The 22874-nt window shown below is 63.3% G+C and carries 25 protein-coding genes; 13 read left to right on the forward strand and 12 right to left on the reverse strand.

Annotated features, from left to right (window positions below; all coding sequences use genetic code 11):
* Window positions 1-79: 79 nt before the first annotated feature.
* The gene (locus tag O6W96_RS17710; RefSeq protein ID WP_353470745.1) at window positions 80-1183 is read right to left on the reverse strand and encodes an aldo/keto reductase; all 1104 of its coding nucleotides are present in this window, start codon (window positions 1181-1183) and stop codon (window positions 80-82) included.
* A 95-nt stretch (window positions 1184-1278) separates the two neighbouring features.
* Here O6W96_RS17710 and O6W96_RS17715 point away from each other — a divergent pair, with 95 nt between their 5' ends.
* Window positions 1279-2166, forward strand: coding sequence for a LysR family transcriptional regulator (locus O6W96_RS17715; protein WP_353470746.1), 888 nt, complete (start codon window positions 1279-1281; stop codon window positions 2164-2166).
* A 187-nt stretch (window positions 2167-2353) separates the two neighbouring features.
* On the opposite strand, the gene O6W96_RS17720 is transcribed toward O6W96_RS17715, so the two are convergent.
* From O6W96_RS17720 to O6W96_RS17760, 9 genes are all read right to left on the reverse strand, one after another.
* Window positions 2354-3019, reverse strand: a complete 666-nt coding sequence (locus tag O6W96_RS17720) for a dihydrofolate reductase family protein (protein WP_353470747.1) — start codon at window positions 3017-3019, stop codon at window positions 2354-2356.
* Window positions 3020-3032: 13 nt separating this feature from the next.
* Window positions 3033-3491 carry a hypothetical protein gene (locus O6W96_RS17725; RefSeq protein ID WP_353470748.1) on the reverse strand — a complete coding sequence of 153 codons (459 nt, stop codon included), beginning with the start codon at window positions 3489-3491 and terminating at the stop codon, window positions 3033-3035.
* A complete protein-coding gene (locus O6W96_RS17730; RefSeq protein WP_353470749.1) occupies window positions 3488-3664 on the reverse strand; it encodes a hypothetical protein in 177 nt (58 codons plus the stop codon). Before O6W96_RS17730 ends, O6W96_RS17725 begins: the two co-directional genes overlap by 4 nt.
* A 2-nt stretch (window positions 3665-3666) precedes the next feature.
* Window positions 3667-3882, reverse strand: coding sequence for a hypothetical protein (locus O6W96_RS17735; protein ID WP_353470750.1), 216 nt, complete (start codon window positions 3880-3882; stop codon window positions 3667-3669).
* Between the two features lie 49 nt (window positions 3883-3931).
* On the reverse strand, window positions 3932-4306 hold the full coding sequence (locus O6W96_RS17740; RefSeq protein WP_353470751.1) for an XRE family transcriptional regulator: 375 nt from the start codon (window positions 4304-4306) through the stop codon (window positions 3932-3934).
* An 18-nt stretch (window positions 4307-4324) separates the two neighbouring features.
* Complete coding sequence (locus O6W96_RS17745; protein WP_353470752.1) at window positions 4325-4447, reverse strand: hypothetical protein; 123 nt, start codon at window positions 4445-4447, stop codon at window positions 4325-4327.
* A 122-nt stretch (window positions 4448-4569) separates the two neighbouring features.
* Window positions 4570-4731: a hypothetical protein gene (locus O6W96_RS17750; protein ID WP_353470753.1), complete on the reverse strand. Its 162-nt coding sequence runs from the start codon at window positions 4729-4731 to the stop codon at window positions 4570-4572.
* Between the two features lie 401 nt (window positions 4732-5132).
* Window positions 5133-5711 carry a response regulator transcription factor gene (locus tag O6W96_RS17755; protein ID WP_353470754.1) on the reverse strand — a complete coding sequence of 193 codons (579 nt, stop codon included), beginning with the start codon at window positions 5709-5711 and terminating at the stop codon, window positions 5133-5135.
* Window positions 5708-7270, reverse strand: a complete 1563-nt coding sequence (locus tag O6W96_RS17760; protein WP_353470755.1) for a sensor histidine kinase — start codon at window positions 7268-7270, stop codon at window positions 5708-5710. Before O6W96_RS17760 ends, O6W96_RS17755 begins: the two co-directional genes overlap by 4 nt.
* A gap of 43 nt (window positions 7271-7313) precedes the next feature.
* Between O6W96_RS17760 and O6W96_RS17765 the strand changes: the two genes are divergently transcribed.
* The 8 genes from O6W96_RS17765 (at window position 7314) to O6W96_RS17800 (ending at window position 16988) form a co-directional block, all read left to right on the forward strand.
* A complete protein-coding gene (locus tag O6W96_RS17765; RefSeq protein WP_353470756.1) occupies window positions 7314-7625 on the forward strand; it encodes a hypothetical protein in 312 nt (103 codons plus the stop codon).
* Between the two features lie 219 nt (window positions 7626-7844).
* Window positions 7845-8738: a CsgG/HfaB family protein gene (locus O6W96_RS17770; protein ID WP_353470757.1), complete on the forward strand. Its 894-nt coding sequence runs from the start codon at window positions 7845-7847 to the stop codon at window positions 8736-8738.
* A 2-nt stretch (window positions 8739-8740) separates the two neighbouring features.
* Entirely contained in the window at window positions 8741-9493 is a 753-nt protein-coding gene (locus O6W96_RS17775; protein WP_353470758.1) for a hypothetical protein, read from the forward strand.
* Window positions 9494-9503: 10 nt separating this feature from the next.
* Window positions 9504-10463, forward strand: a complete 960-nt coding sequence (locus O6W96_RS17780; protein WP_353470759.1) for a lysozyme inhibitor LprI family protein — start codon at window positions 9504-9506, stop codon at window positions 10461-10463.
* Between the two features lie 104 nt (window positions 10464-10567).
* On the forward strand, window positions 10568-11092 hold the full coding sequence (locus O6W96_RS17785; RefSeq protein WP_353470760.1) for a hypothetical protein: 525 nt from the start codon (window positions 10568-10570) through the stop codon (window positions 11090-11092).
* A gap of 436 nt (window positions 11093-11528) precedes the next feature.
* A complete protein-coding gene (locus O6W96_RS17790) occupies window positions 11529-11711 on the forward strand; it encodes a helix-turn-helix transcriptional regulator (RefSeq protein ID WP_353470761.1) in 183 nt (60 codons plus the stop codon).
* Window positions 11712-12729: 1018 nt separating this feature from the next.
* Window positions 12730-15618, forward strand: a complete 2889-nt coding sequence (locus O6W96_RS17795) for a TonB-dependent receptor (RefSeq protein WP_353470762.1) — start codon at window positions 12730-12732, stop codon at window positions 15616-15618.
* 146 nt (window positions 15619-15764) lie between these two features.
* The gene (locus O6W96_RS17800) at window positions 15765-16988 is read left to right on the forward strand and encodes an alpha-hydroxy-acid oxidizing protein (protein WP_435372238.1); all 1224 of its coding nucleotides are present in this window, start codon (window positions 15765-15767) and stop codon (window positions 16986-16988) included.
* 6 nt (window positions 16989-16994) lie between these two features.
* Here the strand turns inward: O6W96_RS17800 and O6W96_RS17805 are convergent, their stop codons facing one another.
* Window positions 16995-17582, reverse strand: coding sequence for an urea carboxylase-associated family protein (locus tag O6W96_RS17805; RefSeq protein WP_353470763.1), 588 nt, complete (start codon window positions 17580-17582; stop codon window positions 16995-16997).
* Entirely contained in the window at window positions 17575-18261 is a 687-nt protein-coding gene (gntA, locus tag O6W96_RS17810) for a guanitoxin biosynthesis heme-dependent pre-guanitoxin N-hydroxylase GntA (protein ID WP_353470764.1), read from the reverse strand. The genes O6W96_RS17805 and gntA overlap by 8 nt, the downstream gene beginning before the upstream one ends.
* 131 nt (window positions 18262-18392) lie before the next feature.
* On the opposite strand from gntA, the gene O6W96_RS17815 reads away from it, so the two are divergent.
* The 4 genes from O6W96_RS17815 to O6W96_RS17830 all read left to right on the forward strand — a co-directional run bounded on the left by O6W96_RS17815 (window position 18393) and on the right by O6W96_RS17830 (window position 22869).
* Window positions 18393-19109: a Crp/Fnr family transcriptional regulator gene (locus O6W96_RS17815; RefSeq protein ID WP_353470765.1), complete on the forward strand. Its 717-nt coding sequence runs from the start codon at window positions 18393-18395 to the stop codon at window positions 19107-19109.
* 52 nt (window positions 19110-19161) lie between these two features.
* Window positions 19162-19344: a hypothetical protein gene (locus O6W96_RS17820; protein ID WP_353470766.1), complete on the forward strand. Its 183-nt coding sequence runs from the start codon at window positions 19162-19164 to the stop codon at window positions 19342-19344.
* 103 nt (window positions 19345-19447) lie between these two features.
* A complete protein-coding gene (locus O6W96_RS17825; RefSeq protein ID WP_353470767.1) occupies window positions 19448-21580 on the forward strand; it encodes a M3 family metallopeptidase in 2133 nt (710 codons plus the stop codon).
* Window positions 21580-22869, forward strand: coding sequence for an MFS transporter (locus tag O6W96_RS17830; RefSeq protein ID WP_353470768.1), 1290 nt, complete (start codon window positions 21580-21582; stop codon window positions 22867-22869). Before O6W96_RS17825 ends, O6W96_RS17830 begins: the two co-directional genes overlap by 1 nt.
* Window positions 22870-22874: the final 5 nt, after the last annotated feature.

Here is a 22874-nt window from a genome sequence, read left to right on the forward strand (position 1 = left end):
TTGGCGATTAAACACGAACGAGCGCAGATTTAGTCCCAGGTTGCCGGTACCAGGACGCTGCCAGCTCTAGGTTGAAGCTTCAGCTTCGGACATCTGCGCCACCAAAGACAATCCCGTTTCGCGCGGCAGGATCGAACAGGCCGTAGAGGAACGGCAGGCTTCCACCGCTTACGGCATCGAGAGCGGCGCGGTGTTCCGGCGGCAGGTTGAGGCCGAGTGCGGCGACATTGTCGGTTACCTGCTCCGCCCTGCTCACACCCATCAGCGTCGATGCGACGCCGGGTTGCCTTACCACCCAGGACAGTGCGACGCGCGCCGGCGTTTCGTCAATTTCCGCGGCGACACGCTTCAGACCGTCGAGGATTTGCCAGTTGCGCTCGGTGAACAGCGTGTCGCCGAACGGATTGTCGCCATCGAGCCGTTTGTCGTCGGCGGGCCGCGCGGCATCGTCCTGCCCGGCTTGGTTGGGGACGCCGCCCGCCCGCTTGGGACCGGCCTCGACGGTCGCGCGGTCGTATTTTCCGGTGAGCAGGCCATAAGCGAGGGGGCTCCAGGGAACGAGACCCATGCCCGCCGATCGGGCGAGTGGCAGGTGCTCGGCTTCGACCCCGCGTTCGACTAGCGAATAGAAATATTGCAGGCCGACCGGCGCCGGATCGCCCTGGACCCGCGCCAGCGTCGCGAGTTCGGCGACATACCAGGCCGGGGTATTGGATATGCCCCAGTAGCGGATTTTGCCCGCTGCGACGAGGGCGGTCATCGTCCGCAACAGCTCCTCGGCCGGAGTTACGCCGTCCCAGACATGCACCCAGTACAGGTCGATGAAGTCCGTCTGCAGTCGGCGCAGCGATCCTTCGACGGACGCCAGAATGTGGCGCGCGCCATTGCCGCCCGCGTGATAGCCGCGGCCGGTCGCAAACCCCGATTTCGTCGCGATGACGATCCGATCGCGCGACGATTGCGCGGCGACGAAACTACCGACCATCTCTTCCGATCGCCCGCCTGCATAGACGTCGGCGGTGTCGATGAAATTGCCGCCCAGATCGGTGTAGCGATCGAACACCGCACGGCTGCCGCTCTCGTCCAGCCCCCATCGCGGCGTGCCGAAGGTCATCGTGCCCAGTGCCAGCGGGCTGACAAGAAGGCCGGAGCGGCCGAGCGGGCGATAAGTGTCGAGGTTCATGGTGGCATCCTGTACTGTGTAGCCCCCAGATGGACGCCGGACAGCGCGAGGATTAGATCGTCTGCGGCGCATGGGTTGCTGAAGGATGTTCAGGAATGGATCGTGATCTCTGGTCCGGTCTCGCTGTGTTCGAAACGATCGTCGAGGCTGGCAGCTTCGCGCGAGCGGCGACACGGCTTGGGTTGTCCGCCTCCGCTTTGAGCCATGCGATGAGGTCGCTGGAAACGAAACTGGGTGTTCGGTTGCTCGACCGTACCACCCGCTCGCTGGCGCCGACGCCCGCCGGCGAGGAACTACTGGCGCGGTTGAGGCCGGCGATCGCTTCGGTCGCGGGCGCGCTGGCAGACCTGGGCAACGCCCGCGAACGGCCGGCGGGGCGGATCCGGGTCAGCGCGCACCGGGTCGCGGCGATCTACGCCATCCTGCCGCGGCTGGCCGACTTTGCGCGCGCCTATCCTGACATCGCCGTCGAACTGGTTGTCGACGACGGGTTCGTCGACATCGTCGCGGACCGCTTTGATTGCGGGGTCCGGCATGCCCAGACCCTGCAGGCCGACATGATATCGGTCCGTATCAGCGCGCCGGTGCCGCTGGTCTTCGTCGCCGCCCCGGCCTATCTCGCCGATCATCCCGCTCCGCTCGATCCCGACGATCTCGTCGCGCATCGGTGCCTGTGTTACCGGTACACGTCGTCCGGCGTCGTACACCGCTGGAGATTCGAGCGCGACGGCCGGACGGTGGAACGGTCGGTCCGCGGCGACTTCATCACCAATGATATCGACGTGATGCGCGACGCCGCGGTGGCAGGACTGGGGGTAACTTGCCTGCCGCTGCCACATGCCGCGCTGCAACTGGCCGACGGTACGCTGGTCGAAGTGCTGGCCGGCTGGGCACCGACGTTACCCCCGAACCACCTCTATTATCCCAGCCGCCGCCAACCTAGCGCTGCCTTCCGCGCCTTCGTGACGGCAATGCGTGTGTGATCGCAGGCGTGCTTTGACAAGGGTTAGGGCGGTTGATGTTCAAGATGAACACTGGGCGCTTCGGTGGGGGATGTTGGCATCAACCTTGGAAGGCGCAGGCGGTTATGAATCAGTGTCTGAAGTTGGGAAGCGTGGAAGGGCGCGCGGATGGCCGACTATGGGTCGAGCGCGATTTGTCGACCTAGGACTACCAACTTCCCTCGTTCATCCGCCGCTGGCGTTCAGCCTCAGCCGCACTAGTGCTGGGGTGAGGATGGCCCACAGTCGGAATCTGTCCCGCTTGTGCCCAGCGTGTGACGATCACGCCTTTTGCGCCAACGTGATGGTCAAGCAGGCGCAGTGCGCCTGAAGGCGTGCCGTCGCCGAACAGACGCTTGCCGGCCCCCAGCACGACGGGGAAGGTCATCAGAACCAGCTCGTCGATTAGCCCAGCAGCGAGAAGTGGAGGGTAGAGCGTTGAGGAGCCTTGAATCAGCAAGTCTGGACCGTCGCTATCCTTTAGGGCTCGGATCGCGGCAATGCCGTCCAGGCGATAGCTGTTTGCCCAGTCGAGCGGCTGATCGCCATGCGTTACAACATGCTTGTCAGCGGCAGTCAGAGCGTGGCCCATCCCGTCCACCTCGCCTTCGACGAACGGCCAGTAGGCTGCAAAGATATCGTACGTCCGTCGACCTAGAAGCAGAGCGTAGGGCGGCTTGAACAGGTCGCCTAGCACTGGATCGATCACATCGTCGCCGATGCCGAACACCCAGCCGCCCTGGCCAAAGTCTCCGGTTAAGTCCTCTGTAGGCCCGCCAGGTGCCTGCATCACGCCGTCAAGCGATACGAATGCCGCACCGGTCAGCGTACGCATGGATTAAATACTCTCAAAGTATGCCCCGCCAATCTCTATCCTCGACTGGAACGGTTCGAGCAGCAAGTGCCGAATCGTTAACGTTGTCGTGCATGAACCTCGCGACGAAGCCCCAGTCCACCTGTGGCGAGGTCTGGGCGAGACGGGCGAACTCCGGCTCGATCCGGGCGGCTTCCTCGAGCGGGAACGGGATCGCGAGTTCGCTGAGCGTGATGTCCCTCGCCTGTGCCTCGGCGAACGGCACGTCCCTGTGCAGCAGCCGGAACTTTGCCCCGGAGCGCTCTACCACGAAGTGCCCGCGATGCGCTTCGGGCATGAACTCAGAGAAGTGGAGGTAGGTGAGCAGCTTCATGAGCTGCGCGCCGTCCGGATCGACCTTGCGGAAGGCGCCGATCGCGTCGTCGGCGCTCTCGTCATAGGGTTCGGCCGGCAATCGGCAGAGCAGCGGCAGCAAGTGGCCGATCCGCGTCATGATCGCTCGCTGACCGCAGGCTCGGCGGTGCCGCCGAGCTGCCGCCCGTGCCGGCCTAGGAATACGACCCAGTGCAGCCCCGCCAGCATCGCGCGTGCCGGTAGCTGCAGGAGCGGCAGGCGTCCGATTGCCTCGTCGGCGACGCGCTCGAATGTCTTCAGGTCGTCTAGCATCGCTATTCGCCGTCCCTGCGGATACGCTCGAGCGCGGCGAGACCCTCGGGGGTCAGACGGTAGAGTTCGGGCCCGAAGTCTACGTCGCGCTCTACCCGGACGATCCACTTGCGCGATACGAAGTTGTAGACGCCACCCGGTCCCATGCCTCGCGGCCGCTCGCGCCCGCCAGACGCGAAGTGCTCGAGCCAGTCGCGATCGCGCTTGGTGATCTTCAACGCCTACGACTCGCGACGTCGTCGTGATCGACCGCGGGCGGCGGTCCGCTCAGTCGCGCACGACCGGGCGGACGATCGGCGCGGCGTGTGCCGTGTCGCCTAGCTCCTCCCCGATGTTGGAGAAGTTGGTGATCACGACGTCGCCGTCCGCGAAGTGCGCGGTTATCTCGAGCTCGCCGCCCATGGCGTTGATGAAGCGGCGCAGGTTCCCGACATACATGTCGGTGCGCTTCTCGATCTTGGCGATGGCAGGCTGTCCGACCGACAGCGTCTCGCCAAGCGTCTCCTGGGTGAAGTGACGCGCGGCGCGCAGTTCAGCCAGCGACATCTCGGCGCGGAGTTCAGCCTTGCGCGCCTCGACGGTGGCGCGGCGCTCCTGCGAGAAGTCGGCGGTGAGCGCTTGGAGTGCTTTGCGATTAGCCATGGTCTGGGGCCTTCTGTGTCAGGACCACGGCTGCGCCGGCGTCAGCTCGTCGGCGAGCTGGTTCTTGCGGATGTCGACCGCCTGGCGGCGCTCCTCGGTGAACGCGCGGGTCAGGTCGGCGAACGGCTTGCGGTTGCTCATCGTAGCAGTCCCTCCTTCCTCAGTTCGGTCAGGTGCACGTCGTAGAGGTCGTCCGCGACCGGCACCAAGGTCTCGTAGAAGCGATCGTCCCCGGTCTTGTCGCCGCCGCTCTGGACGCGCAGCTAGCGCATGTGGGGATGGCGCGAGCTCTTGATCTGCGACGAGTGCGGGAACGGCAGCATTGGGCCGCGCTCATCCAGCATCTCGGTGATCGCGGCCACGTCGTTCTGCTCCTTCTCGGACAGTCCGGCCCACCAGTCGCCGAACTCGTCGGTGTACTCCACGTCACATGAATGGATGGAATATGCCATGCGTGGAATGTTTTCTATACCCCCGGTTCCATTGCCGTCGGATTAATCGATGACACCCGCTCGAGAAGAGGCGGGTACGGGAGCGTCGCCACACCGCAGAGAGTGGCATCCGCTCAGCTGTTCGCCCCGAGCATGCCGAACTCCACCGAGACGCCCTCGAATAACAGGACGGTTGGATGAACAAACGGCCGCTTGTCGGAACGAGAATACGCTTTCGGATGTCCGCATGTGGGTCTTATCATCCTGCGTCTCAATCATGGTCAGCAGCACAACAATATTCGCGTTGATCAAGATGTCCCCGTCGTCGATGACTAACCGTCGGGCGTCCTGCTGGAAAGCCAGTCGATCTGAGGTCAACTGATCGGTCAGAATATTTATTCTGCCAGCTTCATAAGTTGGGCGAGGCCGTTGGCGCCGGTCTTTGCTACGATCGCCGCTCGGTGGCTTTCGACCGTCTTGGCGCTGAGACCCAGTTCGCCCGCAATGGCCTTGTTGCTGTAGCCCTTAACTAGGAGATCGAAGACCTCTCGCTCCCGCATGGTCAGCGCCTCCGTTCGGCGCGCGAGCGCGCGGCGGTCGGTCGACCAGATTACCCCTTCGCCAATCGCCGACAACAAACGCGCCTCGTCGATCGGCTTTTCGAGGTAATCAAGACCGCCGTAGCGACGGATGCTGTCCACGGCGTTGGCGGTTGTCGGCCAGGCGGTCATGAAGACCAGCGCTACGTTCGGATCCAGCGCGCGCAGCGTGTCAGCGAAGGTGAAACCGTCGGTCTCGCCCATCATGACGTCCGATATCACGCAAGCCGCTGGCGCGCGCCGATGCGCGTCGAGCAGCACCCGCGGCGCGTCGAAGGCGCTTGCCATATGGCCGTGGCGCGTCAGCAGGCGGGCAACGCTGGCGCCGAGATCGGCGTCGTCGTCGACGATGTAGACGGTGGCGGCCATGGTCATGCCGGTTCCTCCGCACGCGGGAGCGTCACGATATGGGCAATGTTGGCGGGTCCGGTCCGTACTCGTGATAGCTGCCCGCCATGCGCACCGACGATAGTCCGCGCGATCAGCGATCCGACGCCCATCCCGTCGTGTACGAGGGGATGATCGACGCAGTGGTTCGCAACCGTGATCGCCACGAGATCGTCCTGACAGGTCACGGTGATCTCCACGCGGTTGTCGTCGCACGCCTGCACGGCATTGCGCACGAGATTGACCAGAGCCTGCGCCAACTCGACCTCCTGCGCCATGACAGCAAGATCGGGGCCGACAGGGCCTACATCGATCGTGACGCCCGCAATGGCAGCTTCCGGGCGCGCAAGCGCCACGACACTGTCGAGCAACACCGCCACGGGCAGTACGGACGGCTCGTCGACGGCGCGGCCGCCGAAGCGGCGAAGACGGCGGACGAGCGTCGCCAACGTGTCCGCCTTGCGCTCGATCAGCGCGGCGGTGTCCCGGATATCCGGGTCCGCATCACGACTGATGTCGGCGAGGTGTCGCGCCTCGATCGACAGGGTCGACAGCGGCTGGCTGATCTCGTGGATTACGACGACGGACATTGCCCGCAAAGTCTTCAGGCGCTCTGCCTGGAACAACATCCGGTCGCGACGCGCGACAGCGGCAACCGCCTTGGCTTCCGCATCGGCAAAGCTGCCGGCGAGATAGCCGACCACGGCAACCGCGGCCAGGCTCATATGAAGCGCGAGGCGGGCGTCCAATGCCATCGCGCCCGCTGTTTCGGGCAGGACGAACACGGCGGTGACGACGATCGACGTCCACGCTGCGGCACGGCCGAACCGCAGTCCGATCCACGCGATCGCCAGCAGCACCGGGGTCGCCGGTAAGCCAAGACCGATCGTCGCCAGCGTTGCGACGAGAACCAGCGACGCGGCGAGAACGCAGACGGCTTCGGCGACGGCGGCGAGGTTCGGGCGGTGCGGTGGCAGGCTTGCCCGGCCCTTCAACAGGTCGGCGGCGTAGAGAAGGGGCGGGGCTACCAACAGGACGCCAAGCAGGTCGCCGACACCGAACGCCGTCAGCGACGCAATGATCTCGCGCACGCTCGTGACGTTCGTGACCTCCGGACGAAGGATCGACCATGGCAGCGCAAACAGCACGGCGCTGAGAGGCGCGGCAACCGATGCCAAGCCGAGCGGCATGGGCGCGGTCGCAAGGCTGCCCGTGGACCGTCGGGTGAGGGCGCGGACCAGCGCGACCGCAATGCCATAGGCGAGTACGGGGCTTGCGACCCGCGCCATCGCCGACGGCCAGTCCGGCTCGTGAAACACGATTACGCCACCAAGGATCTGAACCAGGATCTCCGTCGCGACCGCAGCGACAGTCAGCCGCGCGCCGAACCGCCAGAACAGCGCCAGCCGGACGCCGGCTGCTGGAAACCACAGCGAATAATAGCCGGTGCCGCCCCACAGGACGGCCAGATGGTGGAGCACCCAGAACACGGCCCCATAGCCGAGCAGGACGGGCCATTCGCCCGGCCGCGGTCGCCATGCTGCCAACCAGGATCGATACCATTCGCTTGAACCATTCATTCCATCTTCCATGGCCGGGTCCGTGGCGATGCTGAAGTGGGGGAAATACCCCGAGGTCGTCGAGGCTTGCTCGGCATGCCCCATGCGGGTTTTTCCCGGACTGACCGCGGCGGCACCGTCTTGCACAGATGCGGCACGGTATTTCGGGGGTATGACGATGACCAAGGACCGCGCGGTTTACGAGCAGCAGGCGGAACAGAAACTGTGCCTGGCGGCACGAGCGGACTCCTCCGACCGCCGCAGAATCCACCTCGACCAGGCGGCTGCGTTCTCGACGATGGCGGAACGCGCCGACGATCGGCAGTCCACGCCTCAGGCATAAAGACCGGTGGCATCCGCCCTACAGTTCCTCACAGCGCGCGGACGAAAATACATTGCGATATCATTACCGTCCGTTCCGGGTTTTTTCCGGATAGGAGCAGCGGCCGAGCCTGCGGCAATAAGCGGCAATCGGCATGGGGCATGCCGGTCGCCGGCGCGAGATCGCCGTCGTTGATGACGTCGCACGACGAACGAACTGCGACGAACAGGGGGATTGAACATGAAAATCGTGATGATGGCGGCCGCGCTGGTCGCGCTGACGCCTGCGCTGGCGTCGGCGCAAGCGGGCAAACCGACTGTCGCGGTGGTTCGGATCGACGACCTGACCCACAGCAATCAGGCCGACACACTGTCGGCGATGATCGAAAGCGCAATCGCAGGGACGGGCAAGTTTCGCATGATCGAGCGCCAGCAGATGGGCAAGCTCGTTGGCGAACAGGCACGTGCCAAGGGTGGCATGGTGACGACGAACGCCCCCGGTCGCGTCGGCGGGTTCGAAGGGATCGATTATCTCATCTACGGGACGATCACGTCGATCTCGGCCAAGAAGGCGGACAATATCGGTTCTACCATGCTCGCCGGTTTCATGGGCAACAAGGGCGCGAGCTGCACGAACACCAGCGCGACACTGGCGCTCGACATCAAGATCACCGATACCGACACCGGCGAGATCAAATACGTTACCCATATCGACGAAACGCAGAAGGCAGGGTCGAGCTGCAGCGGAGAATCGAACATCGACAGCGCCCTGCTGATCCGGTCTGCCGCGGCCAAGGTAGCAAGCGGGCTCGTCACCTCGATCTACCCGATCCAGGTCGCCGCGGTACAGGGCGACGGGCAGTTGATGCTCAACTATGGCGAGGGCGCGGTGCAGCCGGGTGCGATCATGGCGGTCTATTCGAAGGGCGCCGTCATCCGCGATCCGTCGAGCGGCGAGGTCATCGGGTCGAACGAGAGCAAGCTGGGCCTCGTGCGCATCACCGAGATCGTCGGCCGGATGTCCAAGGCCATGCCGGCGACCGCATTCGCAGCACCGATCCCAGTGGGGTCGATCGTCCGCCCCGCCTCCACCGACGATATCCGCGCGCTCGTCAAGCCGGCCAAGAGGAAGTGACGATGCGGCTTGCAGCGGCATTCGTCCCGCTGCTCTGTGCCGCGCCGGCGCTCGCGCAGGGGCAAGCGGCCGTCAAGGTGGCGACGATCGAGGAAGGTCCGCTCCGCGGCTTCCGCGACCGCCTGCAGTCGACGCTGCTCGAATCCGGTGTCGTCCGGCTATCGACGAGCAGCGGCGGGCGCGACGTGCCCACCCCGGACTATGTCGTTACCGGCCGCGTCGGCGCGCCGGACATGGCGGTCAGCGCCAGCGCGGCGGGCGACTATTGCGTTGCCGGCACGCGCCTTTCGGCGAGTTTCGATCTTCGCGTCCGCGACGCGCGCGGCAGCGTGGTCTTCGGCGGCATGGTCGACGCCAGTGCAGAAATTGGCTCGCAGATCGTCGGCGGCGAGGGCGGCTGTTCAAGCATGACGCCCGCCGATCCCAGCATGCGCCGGCTCGGCAATGCGCTGGCCTTGGCCGCCGCACGCCGCATCGCTTTCACGCTCGCGCCGCTGCGGATAACGGGGGTCGATGGAACAGAGATCGTGCTGAACCACGGCGGCGCGCTGGTGCCGCTCGGCGCGATCGTCCAGGTCGCGTCCGATGGCGGTGCCCCGGTCCGCTACCGGATCACCGCCAGCACGCCGGCCAGTGCCAGTGCCGCACCGTTCGGCGCGGCCGAACCAGTCTCGGTGGGCGCGATCGCCCGCCTGATCGAAACCGACGATCCGCAGGCCAATGCGCGCCGCTTTCACAAAGTCGAATTGCCGTAAGGGAGCAGTCATGCACAGGATATATATCGCCCTCGCCGCCGCATTGGCGCTGGGCACGGCGGCATGCAACGATGGCGGTACGGCTGTCGGCTGTACCGCCGAGAGCGCGCAGGCGCCGGTCGTGGAAATTGTGAAGGACCAGCTTGAGAAGGTGATCTCGGCGAAGGTTCGCGGCGAGGACGGCGCACGATCGGTCTCGTTGTCGAAAATCCGCGCCGCGATCGGGCAGCTGGTCATCGCGATCGACGACATCCGCACCTCGAAGGAGGATCCCAACAGCACCAAGCGCTTCTGCACGGGTACGCTGAAGGTGAGGTTCGCGACCGATGCGCTGGCGGATGCCGACCATACGCGCGAGACCGCGGGCCTCAACAGCGTGTCAGCGCTCGCCGACGCATCCGATATCGAGCGGCATGCCGACAGCTTCACGACGGGGATCGAATTCAACGTGCAGCCCACCGACAACGGAGACAAGGTGTTCGCCGAGACGGAAAGCGGCAACAACATGTTCGATTTCGCGGCCGAGGTTCTGGCGTCGGGGCTGTTGCGTGCGTCGACCGAAAATAGCCAGCGTGCCGAGGCTCAGGCCGCGGCGCAACAGACTGCCGAGCAGAATGCGGCGCTCGGCGAGCAGCGTGCAGCCAACCTCACGTCCGCCAAGACCGACAACCAGCTCGCCGTGCAGACGATCGGCGCTACTTGGCAGGCGCTCGCCGGTACCACGCGGCAACGGCTCCTGCCGCAGCAACGCGCGTGGATCGCGAAGAAGAATGCCGACTGCAAGGTGGAAGCCGCGTCCGCGTCGATCGACGCGAACGACAAGGAGATCGCCCGACTCAACTGCGACACGCGGATGACGCAGGAACGCCTGCCATGGCTGGCCAACTTTCGTGACGAGGGAGGTGCCTCGGCTTCCGCGATTGCAGAACCTGTACCGTCGTCCGACGATGTGCGGCCAAACGACCTCTAACCATTGTCGCCCATACTCAGCGGCGTGGCCTGAACGCGCTCCATCGTCCGCGCTCACGCATGGGCGGGGAACATGGAGCGCGGTAATCAGGAAAGACTCATTCGATGGCCGAAATCCTTTTACCGGCGGATGAAGCGACGCTGCTGGCAATCTATGAGGAGATACGGTGGCTTGCGGCGCGCCCTGGCGTCACGGTTGGGATGGCGCGGGCATGGTATGCCGGGATTCGAGCAGAGCCATTGAAGCGCCGGATCAGACAGTTTTCGGGCATGGTGTCCGAAAAAGCCGCCAGTGCTCTGGCCGGCGAGCCACTCATTCTCGAGCATTACGGGCGAATGCATGCCTCTATATCGGACCTCATCAAGAACCACCTCGTTGAGGATCGGTCGGCGCCGGAAGAGTTTGTTCGGACGATCCTCGAGGTCGAGCGCGTCCACATCGTCGTACAGAGAGAAAACGTCGACGCTCGCCTCGCGAAGGGTGACTATGCAGCCGCGGGCATGGAGCTTCTGTCGTGGGAGGCACTTCCTTCCGAGCGACGATGCTCCAAGGCAAGGTCGCAAATGCGAAGGCCTTCGTTCCCATGGAGTTTCGTACGAGGCCAAGGTAATATGAACAGACCGACATGAATGCGCGCTGGCGTTCCCGCTCGCCGAATCTCCACCAGTGGGAGATTCATAATGAGCATTGCAGCGGCCGTTGAAACCCACGTGAATGAATCATCGCAACAGCTAGCTGCTTGTCCCCCAATTCGGGAACAGGGCCGCACTCCAACTGGGTGTTCCTTAAAGCGGGAACAGGTAGCATTTCCGATCGAGGTCGTGCGGATGATGGGCCCTGGTACCGCAGCGGGGTTGATGGGCAAGGGTCGCCTTGCGGACGAACTCTGCATTACCGTTCGCGCACTCAATTACAAAATTAGCGGCGAGCGTGGCGCGTCTGATGCTGAAATCAGGTCCGCAGCGGTCGCCCCCGAGGGAAGGGGCGAACACTTCCTCGCCCATGAATGCAAGCTTCGCGCCGTACTCGCCCGCCTATTGAACACGATTGCCTCAAGGAAGCCGCATGACCGCTATGACCCTCGCTACCGCTAGACAACGCGGCGAGGCCAGCTCCGGCGGTCGCTTCCTGCGCGTACCTGACGTGATGAAGACCACAGGCCTTGGTCGATCGACGATCTACCGCATGGTCGCGGCCGGTACGTTCCCTCAGCAAGTGAAGCTGACCGTGCAAGCCAGCGTCTGGTGACAGGCCGACATCGATGATTGGATGCGCGAACGGCTTGCAGCATACCCCCTACGCTCCTGAGGATGGGGGCACTTTAGGGGGCACTTCGCAAATCAACCAACTATGAAAAGGCAGGAAAAACAATATAATGATCGGCGAGAACCGGTAGAGGCCAGAGGCACCAACCACTAATTCCAACGCATCCCGACTCGTCCCGACAGGGGCGGGTTGCGTCGTGCCGGTGGCGCCGTCCAATCCTCCAGCGACGTATCGCCAACGCTCGCGGCAATGCCGCGCCTGTGATCGCCGCTTGCCGTGCATTCGGACTGTCGAGTGGCCGATGTGCTGATTCTCGGCGCGTTCCAGATGACATTCGCCCTATCCGGCGCGCCAGCATTGCCGTCGGTCCGGATCGGCGCATGGGGCTATTGTAAAGATCGCGCGCGGGCTGCGGTACGCGGCTTATCGACCAACCGAGCAATGTAATCCTTTACATTGCAGATTGATCGTCATTATAACCTTTGAAGCTGGCGCTAAGACGTCGGGAAAGGAGAGGTGAGCATGATCACAGCATATGCGGCGATCACGGCAGCAAGCGCTGTATTCGAATGAGTTCGGACAGGTCCGGTGTGCGGCCTGGCTAAACCGTTCGTCAGCACGATGCTGCGGAAGATGTTGTGATATTGGGTTGGATCGTGCCCTAGGCCGATGACCAATTGCGGGGTGCTACGTACCGCGCCGGCGATCGAGGCGGTTTGGTTGGGTTTTGCTTTATGTGAGCGGCAAGCAAGCCACTTGAAGGCCGCAACCAGCGCCGGCCCGCTGAACTCGGGAGTTCGTACATAACGGCGAGTAGCGCGGAGCAAATATCACGATTCATGAGATAGGATGTGTGCCTTACTCGATTAAGCTCATCACCATCCTTCTCAAAAAACACAGAACCCAATATTTTAGAATTCTTACCATCGGGCAGATATAGCTTCGAGGAAAAGAAAAATACCGAATTTGCGAAATTGGAATCGGTACTGGGAGAGGAAATATGAAGCGTATCACTGCATATACTTGTCTGTTGCTTAGCAGCGTGTTCGTCACGACGCCGACCTTGGCGCAGGAAGCAACTCGACCCACACCCGGATCGGTCCAGGGTGACGCCACCCCGCTCTCGCAGGAACCGACGCCGGCCGCCGCCGAGGTGGGCCAGGACGGTCCTGGCGCCGGCGAAGAGATCGTCGTTACCGGCATTCGCAGCAGCCTTGCCAATTCCGCGCGCGTAAAACGTGACGCGCAGCAGATCGTCGACAGCATCAGCGCGGAAGACGTCGGCAAATTCCCCGATTCCAATATCGCCGAATCGCTCCAGCGTATTACCGGTGTCGCGATCGACCGGTCGGGTGGCGAGGGCCAGTTCATTACCGTTCGTGGCCTTGGGCCCGAATTCAACACCGTGCTGGTCAACGGCCGCATCATGGCGACCGACAATCCGGGCCGCGAATTCTCGTTCGACGTACTGTCGTCCAACATGATCCAGCGTACCGACGTCTTCAAATCGAACGTGCCCGAGCTGCAGGAAGGCGGCATCGGGGCCACCGTCAACATCATCACCGCAAGGCCGCTGTCGGGGCGCGACGGGTTCCATTTCTCCGCGTCCGCCGGTGCGATCTACGACACGTTGCGCGACAAGGCGGGGCCGGACACCTCGGCGACCGCGTCGTGGACCAACACCGACAAGACCTTCGGCGTCGTGTTGTCGGGGTCGTACGCCAAGCGCAAGAACCAGGAAGACACGATCGCGATCGACGGGTGGATCAACGGACGGCCCGATATTATCTCGGTGATCGGTGGCACCCCGACATTGATCACCGGCGCCGATCCGCGTTACCCGGTGGCGGGCAACGTCAACGTTCCCCAAAGCCTCTATTACCAGCGCTCGCAGGAAGCGCGCGAGCGGATCAACCTCGCCGGTGCCGTCCAGTTCAAGCCGCGCGACAATCTCGAGATCACCGTCGACGGCATCTATTCGAAGTTCACCGTGTCGGGCGTGGTCCGCAAGATGGATAACTTCCTGTCCGCGCCGTACTTCGCGCCGACGTTCGATGGCAACGCCACAGCGACCGGACTGGGCATGATCGGCGGCGACTTCATCGCCCAAAACCCGCAGTTCCTAGCGGACAATCGCGACAGGCTGACCAATAACGGTCTCAACTCGAAGATCGATCACGTCTACAACCTGACGAAGCGCGAGTCCGAAAGCTATCAGTTCGGCGGCAACATCAAGTGGAACCCGGCCGACGACGTCGAAGTGCGACTGGATGCGTCCGTCACGGGGGCGAACCGCATCTCGCCGAACCAGTATCTCGTGATCGGTGCGTTGCTGCCCTACAGCTACCAGTTCAACCTGAACCCCGGTCAGGGCCTGCCGACGGCATCGTTCGACAATGCGATCATCAACGACCCCGCCCGCATGCGGCTGCATTACATGGGGATCGACACCAACCGGTCGCGCGACCGCGGCTCCGAGTTTCACCTGGACACGAAGTACGACGTACAGGATTCGATCCTGAAATCGGTGCTGATCGGCGGCTCCTATACCGAACGCCGCAAGATCAATCGGCAGTTCAACAACAGCGACTCGAACTGCACCTATTGCGGATACCAGGTCCCGATCGCGTCAGGACTATTGGAGGCGTATGACTGGACCAACCTCCTGGGAGGAGGCCAGACTATTCCGCCCTCGCTGTTCCAGTTCGATCCGAAGGCATTTCTCGCCTATTTGAACGACCCCGCCACGTTGTCGATCCCGACCAACGGCCGGACTCCCGCGCAGCAGGCGGCCTTCGCGCAGCAGGTACTCGCGCTGCCCGGCGGACCGTTCGGCGTACGCGAGCAGCTTCGTGGAACCGTCAACGTCCAGGAGAAGCTGACGGCGGGCTATATGAGCATGCAGTTCGGCGGCGAGCGCTGGGCAGGCAATGTCGGCGTACGTGTCATTAAAACCGACGTCGTCTCCTCGGGCTTCGACACGCCCGTCATCAACATCGCCAACACGCCCGGCGACGATACGCTGCAGTTCACCTATGGGCCAGCGACGGCGGTCACGGTCCGCAACAGCTACGTCAACGCGTTGCCCTCGGCGAACATCCGGTTCAACGTCACCGAGAAGCTGCTCGCGCGCGCCGCGTTCTCGCAGACGGTCACGCGTCCGACGCTGACCGATCTCGGCGTCAACAACGACTTCGGCGGACGCATCTCGGTACCACAGTCGAGCGGCGGAAACCCGGGCCTGCTGCCGTTCAGGTCGACCAACTACGACCTGTCGGTGGAATGGTACATGACCCCGGTCAGCTATCTTAGTGTCGGTGGATTCCACAAGGATCTGAGCGATTTCCTCGAGCTGCAGACGTTGCCAGTGAACCGGTTCAACCGGGTGTTCCAGGATACCCGTACCCGCAACGGGCAGACCGGCTATATCCGCGGCATCGAAGTGGGGGCGCAATATGCGTTCGACTGGCTGCCGGGTTTCGCGTCGGGCTTCGGCGTTACCGGCAACTACACCTACGTCGACAGCAAGGTGCAGCGCGACCAGGTTCTACCCGACTTCGACTGCGGCTATAACGGCCTGTCGCCGCATTCCGCCAACGGCAGCGTCTTCTACGAGAAATACGGCATCTCTGCGCGGACATCCTACAACTGGCGGTCGGATTATTTGCGGCAATGCCGGTCGAGCCAAGGGCGCCCTCGCAACCGGTCCGCTTATGGCCAGCTCGACTTCAACGTCGGTTATGACCTGACCTCGAACTTCCAGGTCTATGTGCAGGGCGTCAACGTCACCAACGAGCGGGTGAAGGAATGGTCGGCAGTCGAGGACCGTTTCCTGGCGCTTCAGGAAACCGGCGCCCGCTATAATTTCGGCGTGCGCGTGAAGTTCTGATCCCGGGGTTCGATGCCGGACCACGATCGAGTCAAGGACGCTCGATCGTGGTCCAGGTGGGTCATTCGGACCGTATCTTAAGGCGTAGAGTCGGCAGGAGTGCGTGGCGGCGCGCGGCTCGGCGTAAGTTTGTGTGCGGCATTGGATTGCAGTCTTTCCGCTACTCCGTCACGATCATCGTCAACATCCGTGCGAGGGGTCTGATGGCGCACTACGGCGATTACCAGAATGCGATCTATGGCGCGGGGCTGCGCGGTGTGCTGCCAGCGCTACCGGTCGATTTTGCGACGCTCGAGCAGCGCGCCAGCGCGGCATTGCCACCGGCGGTGCTCTCCTATCTCCAGGGCGGGTGCGGGGACGAGTTCACGCAGGACGAGAACGCACGGGCGTTTCGACATTGGGGGCTCGTGCCGCGAATGATGATCGATTGTCGTCGCCGCGACCTGTCGATCGATCTGTTCGGCATGACGCTGCCGACGCCGCTGTTCATGAGTCCGGTCGGGATCAACGGGATCTGCACGCAGGATCAGCATGGTGACCTCGCGGCGGCGCATGCGTCGGCAACGACCGGGGTGCCGCTGATGGCGTCGACCCTGTCGAACGACCCGCTTGAGACGGTCGCGGAAACGCTTGGCGACACCCCTGGCTTTTTCCAACTCTACACCCCCAAGGACGTCGGCGTCGCCGAAAGCCTGGTACACCGTGCCGAAGTCGCTGGGTACAAGGCGATCGTCGTGACGCTCGATACCTGGGTGACGGGCTGGCGACCTCGCGATCTGAATGCGGCGAATTTCCCGCAATTGCGCGGTGCCGTGCTGATGAATTATTTCTCCGACCCGGCATTCCGCAAGTTGCTCGCCAAGCCGCCCGAAGAGGATCCGGCGGCAGCGATCGGCGCTTGGGCGGCGACCTTCGGACGCGTGCTGACCTGGGCGGACATGCCGTGGCTGCGCTCGCTGACGAAACTGCCGATCGTGCTCAAGGGTATCTGCCATCCCGATGACGCACGCCGCGCCATCGACGAAGGTGCCGACGGTATCTATTGCTCGAATCATGGCGGGAGGCAGGCGAATGGTGGCATCGCCGCGATCGACATGCTGCCGGACGTGGTCCGCGCATCTGGGTCGACGCCGGTGCTGTTCGATTCGGGCATTCGGTCCGGCACCGACGTCGTGAAAGCGCTGGCACTCGGGGCAACGGCTGTTGGCGTTGGCCGGCCTTACACCTACGGACTGGCGCTCGATGGCGCAGCCGGCGCGGCGCACGTTCTCCGCTGCATGCTGGCCGAGGCGGACCTGCTGATGGCCGTCAACGGCTATCCATCGATTGCCGACATCCGCGCGGCGGGCGCGGTCCGCCTGCACGCCTGACGATGTTCAGTCGATCCGGTACTGGATCGGCTTGAACGAGCCACCATTGGACTGCAGTGCCGAGCATGCGGTCATGCCGATTACCAGGTCCATTGCGGCGCGGAAGACGATCGTGTCACCGGCCTTGCTCAGCGGGGGCTCGACGGTGAACGCGCCGGTCTCGCCGTTGATCGGCACGTTCATGAAGCAGTTGAACGCCACCGGGATCTGATCCGATTCGATCTCCCAAGGCGCGAGCGCTTCCGCAAGGTTGCCGAAGCAGCCGCGATGCGGATCGGTATCGCCATAGATGATCGCGAAGGTTTCCTTGGAGCACGGAGTCAGCAGGAAGTCATGCCGCCCGACATCGTCCGAGACGATCTCCAGCATCACGTTGCTGCGGTTCGAATAGAGCAGGTCGCCGGTCGTCAGGTACAACCGGCTCGCATAATCGAGCGTCCGTCCCGACGAGATCGCCTCGCGTACGTCTACGCGGCTATAGGCGAGCAAGTCCGATACCTGACGACCTTCAGGATCGATCACGGTGAGCGTCTGGCCCTTGTCGAGCGTGAAACCGGCGCCCGAACGCGGCGGGATCGTCTTGATGTCAGCCACGGGCTTCGCCTCGCTTGAAAGGGCATTTCCAGGATTCGTCGACGACGCGCCCGCTATATTGGCGTGCTTCGCTCGATTCACCGTGTCGCGCCAGCATCGGGTTCATCGAGCCGGCATATTCGAGGTCGCGTGCCAGGATCGACGACCGCAACTTGTCGTAGCGCTGCTGGTCGCGCAGCACTTCGAACTGGTCGTGCAGGTTGAACACCATTGCCGGCGATTCGAATTTTCGCGCGGGCCGGCTCGCATTCGGATGCAGGCCGACCACGAAGAACGCTTCCCCTGCAAAGCTCAGCGAAAAATGCGGATCGTCGGGATCGCTGCTCACCGACGGGTCGGGGCGGTAGCCGAGCCATTCGTCCTTGTCGCTAAGTGACTGAGCACGGGCCCAGAGATGTGCCTCGAACTCTTCTTCCGACAGCAAAGCAGGCGCTTCGAACAATATGATCAGCGTGCGGAAGATCGCACGATCCTCACGGTATTTGCGGACGGTCTCGCCGAGCGCCGGAGAAATTCTCATGTCATCCCAAGCGGACCGCACGTCGCGAGCGACGAGAATGTCCATCTGACCCTTGGCGAGCGCGGATTTTGCGCCGACGCAGGGAAACTGCGGCGCCTGCACGTTTTCGATGAACTTGCGCGCGAGTGGGTGATCGTTTTGGAAAATTGGCTGGTACATGGTCGGGGAGGAACCCGCGAACCGCGGCAATGTTTCGCAACCGGCATAACCTTTGATGTTGATCAGTACGAATCCCGATCTGTTCTTCTATCGCGGAGGGCGGTACGAGGCCGGGTGATGAAGGGGTGTCGATGATCTCGGAAAAATTCCTCATGGGACGTGGTCGCCATGAGTTGAGCAACGAAGAAAAGCAGGTGCTGGAGGACGGCATCGAATCCGTGCGGCAGGTGCCCGGGCGCAAGCAGATCGTCCGTGCGGGCGACCTGATCGAGACGAGCACATTACTGCTCGAGGGGTTCGTATGTCGCTACATGGACGACCGCGAGGGTCAGCGTCAGCTCGTCGCCGTGCACGTACCAGGCGATTTCATCGATCTCCACGCATTCCCGATGAAGCGGCTCGATCACGACATCGCCACGCTCGGGCCGGTGAAGATCGCCTGCTTCGAACACCGCACGCTGCAGTCGATTACCGAGCGTTATCCGCATCTGACGCAGAAACTGTGGTTCAGCACGTTGCTCGACGCGGCGATGCACCGCGAGTGGATTTTCCGTCTGGGGCGGCTCGGCGCGGAAGGGCGGATCGCGCATCTGTTCTGCGAACTCAACGCGCGGCTGGAGATGATCGGGATGGCGGAGGACGGACGGTTCATGCTGCCGATGACGCAGCCCGATCTGGCGGAAGCGACCGGGTTGACCGGCGTTCATGTAAACCGCGTGTTGAGAGCGCTTCGCGAGAAAAACCTGCTGACGTTCAAGGCAGGCGAGGTAAATATCGTGGATCGTAAGGCACTCGCAGCCGTTGCTGAATTCGAACCACAATATCTGTACGGTTCCAGGGGTGAGTGACGGGTACCCGGCGCGGGGCCTTGGCAGGATCAACGGTCGGGGGAGTGAGACCATGATAACGCCGGAAACTATTGCAGGCATCGCCGCCGCCGAGAACGGGCTGGTGACGCTGGATGGCCTCGACGGCCTGGCGATCACTTTCACGCCGCAGGCCGCTGCGGAAACGGGACGGCGGCTTATTGCGGCCGCGGAAGTGGCTGCAAGCCAGCCTCGCAACGATCGATCCGGCGACTGATCTTACGGCGCGTAAGATCGGCGCTACGCGCTGATCAATGCGTACGCCTTCCGCTACGTAACTTTATCACTATGCTACCCGGTACATTGACCGGGAGATCCATGTGCAGTTTCTATACCTCGCCGCCAGCGCCGTTGCGTTGATGGCGTCTACGTCGATCGTCGCGCAGACTGGTGCGAGGTCCACGACACCCGCCGCGAACCCCCTACTGGCCGACTGGACCGGTCCGCTGGGCGGAGTGCCGCCGTGGGACAAGGTTCGCCCCGAGCTGTTCCCGCAGGCGTTCGAGACGACGCTCGCCGAACGGACCGCCGAATACCGCACGATCGCCGACAATCCGGCCAAGCCGACCTTCGCCAACACGATCGTGCCGATGCTGCTGGCCGGCAAGCGCTACGGCCAGGTGATGACGCTGTTCGGCGTGATGACCGGCAACATGAACACCCCGGCCCATCAGAAGCTCGACCGCGAATGGTCGCCCAAATTCTCCGCGGCATCGGACGCGATCACGTTCGACAAGCCGCTGTTCGCGCGCATCCAGGCGATCTACGCAGGCCGCAACTCCAGCGGCTTGAACGCACAGCAGATCCGGCTCGTGACGCGGATCTACGACAGCTATGTGCGGCAAGGCGCGAAGCTGACCGACGCGCAGAAGACGCAGCTTTCGCAGTATAACCAGCAGCTCGCGACCGCGTTCTCGACGTTCGGCGAGAAGCTGCTCGCCGACGAAAGCAAGGCGATCTCGGTCACCGACGAGGCGCAACTCGCTGGGCTTCCCGATAGCGTGAAGGCGGTGGCCAAGGCGGCTGCGACCGAGCGGAAGCTGCCGGGCTTCGCGATCGTCAACACGCGCTCGGCGGTCGATCCCGTGCTGACTTACGCCACCGACCGGGCACTTCGCGAGAAGGTATGGCGCGCGTTCGTCAACCGCGGCGACAACGGCGATGCGAACGACACGAACGCGACGATCGCACAGATCGTCAAGCTGCGTGCCGACCGCGCACACCTGCTCGGGTTCAAAACGCATGCCGACTGGCGGATGCAGGACACCATGGCGAAGACGCCCGCCGCGGCGATGGACCTGATGATGCGCGTCTGGCCCGCCGCCAAGGCGCGCGTCGCCGAGGAAGTCGCGGACATGCAGAAGGTCGCCGGCAATTCGCTGACGATCGAGCCATGGGATTACCGCTTCTACCAAGAGAAGGTACGCAAGGCCCGGTACGACCTCGACCAGGCGCAGCTGAAGCCGTATTTCGAGCTCGGCAACATCATCCAGGGGTCGCTGTACGCCGCCAATCGGCTGTACGGGCTGAACTTCAAGGAGATCACCGGCACCGTTCCCGTGTTCGAGCCGAACATGCGCGTTTGGAGCGTGACGGACAAGAACGGCAAGGACGTCGGGCTGTTCTATCGCGACGACTTCGCGCGGACCGGCAAGCGATCGGGTGCGTGGGCGAACACGTATCGTGGGCAACGTGGGCTCGCCCCAGCTCAGCTCGTGCTGTCGTCGAACAACAACAACTTCGCCAAGGGCGCGCCCGGCGAGCCGATCCTGATCAGCCTCGACGACGCGCAGACGCTGTTCCACGAGTTCGGCCACGCGATCCACGCGATGCTCCAGAACGTCTATTATCCGGGGCTTGCCGGCACGCCGCGCGACTTCGTCGAATATCCGAGCCAGGTGAACGAGCATTGGCTGCTGACGCGCGACGTGCTCGACAAATATGCGCGGCATTACCAGACCAAGGCGGCGATGCCGCAGGCGTTGCTCGACAAGATCGAGCAGTCGAGCAAGTTCAACGAGGGCTTCAAGACCGCGGAGTATCTGTCGTCGGCGATCGTCGACATGAAGATCCACACCGTGCCTGACGGCGTGATCGATCCGGACAAGTTCGAGGCCGCGACGCTCGCCGAGATCGGCATGCCGAAGCAGCTCGTGATGCGCCACCGCGTACCGCAGTTCCAGCACCTGTTCGCGTCGGACAGCTATTCGGCGGGCTATTACAGCTACCTCTGGTCCGAGACGATGGACGCCGACACCTTTGCGGCGTTCGAGGAGGCGGGCAGCCCGTGGGACAAGCCGACGGCGGACAGGTTCGCGAAGATCCTGTTGTCGACCGGCAACGAGACCGATCGCGCCGAGGCGTATCGTGCGTTCCGCGGGCGTGATCCCGACGTGAACGCGCTGCTGGAGAAGCGCGGCTTTCCGACACAAGCTCCGCAGGGGACGAAGTAATGGCACCCGATCAGAAAACGCGCCTCAAGGCGATCATCGGTGGATCGACCGGCAACCTGGTCGAGTGGTTCGACTGGTACGTCTATTCCGCCTTCACCCTGTATTTCGCACCGCATTTCTTCCCGTCGACCGATCGCACTGCGCAGTTGCTCAGCACGGCGGCGGTCTTCGCGGTCGGCTTCCTGATGCGGCCGATCGGCGCGTGGATCATGGGCATCTATGCCGATCGCCACGGCCGTAAGGCGGGGCTGACGGTGTCGGTCACGCTGATGTGCGCGGGCTCGCTGATCATCGCGTGTACGCCGGGGTATGAGACGATCGGCGTCTTCGCACCGACGATGCTGGTGATCGCACGGCTGATGCAGGGTCTGTCGGTCGGCGGCGAATACGGCGCGTCGGCGACGTACCTGACCGAGATGGCGGGCAAGAACCGCCGCGGGTTCTTCTCGTCATTCCAGTACGTCACGCTGATCTCGGGCCAGCTGCTCGCGATATGCGTGCTGCTCGTGCTGCAGTCGACGATGAGCGAGGCGGCGCTCGATTCCTGGGGCTGGCGCATCCCGTTCGCAATCGGCGCGGTGCTTGCCGTGGTCGTGTTCTACATTCGCCGTGGCCTTGCCGAGACGCAGAGCTTCGAGAATGCCAAGGCCGATGCGAGCGACGGCAAGCCCAAGTCGGGCTTTATCCAGTTGATCACCAAGCACCCGCGTGAGACGATCACGGTAATGCTGCTGACCGCTGGCGGTACGCTCGCCTTCTATGCCTACTCGATCTACATGCAGAAGTTTCTGGTCAACACCAGCGGGTTCAGCCGCGAAGTGGCGAGCCAGATCAACGCCGCGACGCTGTTCGTGTTCATGCTGTTACAGCCGATCGCGGGCGGGCTTTCGGACAAGATCGGGCGGAAACCGCTGATGGTCGGGTTCGGTATTGCCGGCGTGCTGTTCACCTATCCGATCTTCACCGCGCTGGAGAGCGCCACCAACCCGATCTATGCCGGGTTGCTGGTGATGGCGGCGTTGGTGATCGTGACGGGCTACACCTCGATCAACGCGGTCGTGAAGGCGGAACTGTTTCCGGCGCATATCCGTGCGCTGGGCGTCGCCTTGCCCTATGCGCTGGCGAATACGCTGTTCGGTGGGACCGCGGAGTTCGTCGCGCTGAAGTTCAAGGGCGCGGGCTTCGAACGCGGCTTCTACTGGTACGTGACGGCGATGATCGCGGTGTCGCTGGTCGTGTACCTGCGCATGAAGGACACGCGGACGAACAGCCAGATCGTCGAGGACTGAGCGAC

Origin of the sequence: Sphingomonas faeni, from assembly GCF_040407495.1 — a bacterium.
Lineage (GTDB): Bacteria > Pseudomonadota > Alphaproteobacteria > Sphingomonadales > Sphingomonadaceae > Sphingomonas > Sphingomonas faeni_D.

What these genes read in the sequence shown, in the direction of transcription:
- O6W96_RS17765 (WP_353470756.1), top strand. Translation starts at nt 7,314, where the DNA reads ATGGCCGGGTCCGTGGCGATGCTGAAGTGGGGGAAATACCCCGAGGTC.
- O6W96_RS17740 (WP_353470751.1), bottom strand. Translation starts at nt 4,306, where the DNA reads ATGGCTAATCGCAAAGCACTCCAAGCGCTCACCGCCGACTTCTCGCAG.
- O6W96_RS17815 (WP_353470765.1), top strand. Translation starts at nt 18,393, where the DNA reads ATGATCTCGGAAAAATTCCTCATGGGACGTGGTCGCCATGAGTTGAGC.
- O6W96_RS17795 (WP_353470762.1), top strand. Translation starts at nt 12,730, where the DNA reads ATGAAGCGTATCACTGCATATACTTGTCTGTTGCTTAGCAGCGTGTTC.
- O6W96_RS17790 (WP_353470761.1), top strand. Translation starts at nt 11,529, where the DNA reads ATGACCGCTATGACCCTCGCTACCGCTAGACAACGCGGCGAGGCCAGC.
- O6W96_RS17820 (WP_353470766.1), top strand. Translation starts at nt 19,162, where the DNA reads ATGATAACGCCGGAAACTATTGCAGGCATCGCCGCCGCCGAGAACGGG.
- O6W96_RS17715 (WP_353470746.1), top strand. Translation starts at nt 1,279, where the DNA reads ATGGATCGTGATCTCTGGTCCGGTCTCGCTGTGTTCGAAACGATCGTC.
- O6W96_RS17775 (WP_353470758.1), top strand. Translation starts at nt 8,741, where the DNA reads ATGCGGCTTGCAGCGGCATTCGTCCCGCTGCTCTGTGCCGCGCCGGCG.
- O6W96_RS17720 (WP_353470747.1), bottom strand. Translation starts at nt 3,019, where the DNA reads ATGCGTACGCTGACCGGTGCGGCATTCGTATCGCTTGACGGCGTGATG.
- O6W96_RS17730 (WP_353470749.1), bottom strand. Translation starts at nt 3,664, where the DNA reads ATGCTAGACGACCTGAAGACATTCGAGCGCGTCGCCGACGAGGCAATC.
- gntA (WP_353470764.1), bottom strand. Translation starts at nt 18,261, where the DNA reads ATGTACCAGCCAATTTTCCAAAACGATCACCCACTCGCGCGCAAGTTC.
- O6W96_RS17830 (WP_353470768.1), top strand. Translation starts at nt 21,580, where the DNA reads ATGGCACCCGATCAGAAAACGCGCCTCAAGGCGATCATCGGTGGATCG.
- O6W96_RS17780 (WP_353470759.1), top strand. Translation starts at nt 9,504, where the DNA reads ATGCACAGGATATATATCGCCCTCGCCGCCGCATTGGCGCTGGGCACG.
- O6W96_RS17755 (WP_353470754.1), bottom strand. Translation starts at nt 5,711, where the DNA reads ATGACCATGGCCGCCACCGTCTACATCGTCGACGACGACGCCGATCTC.
- O6W96_RS17770 (WP_353470757.1), top strand. Translation starts at nt 7,845, where the DNA reads ATGAAAATCGTGATGATGGCGGCCGCGCTGGTCGCGCTGACGCCTGCG.
- O6W96_RS17710 (WP_353470745.1), bottom strand. Translation starts at nt 1,183, where the DNA reads ATGAACCTCGACACTTATCGCCCGCTCGGCCGCTCCGGCCTTCTTGTC.
- O6W96_RS17745 (WP_353470752.1), bottom strand. Translation starts at nt 4,447, where the DNA reads ATGAGCAACCGCAAGCCGTTCGCCGACCTGACCCGCGCGTTCACCGAG.
- O6W96_RS17725 (WP_353470748.1), bottom strand. Translation starts at nt 3,491, where the DNA reads ATGACGCGGATCGGCCACTTGCTGCCGCTGCTCTGCCGATTGCCGGCC.
- O6W96_RS17785 (WP_353470760.1), top strand. Translation starts at nt 10,568, where the DNA reads ATGGCCGAAATCCTTTTACCGGCGGATGAAGCGACGCTGCTGGCAATC.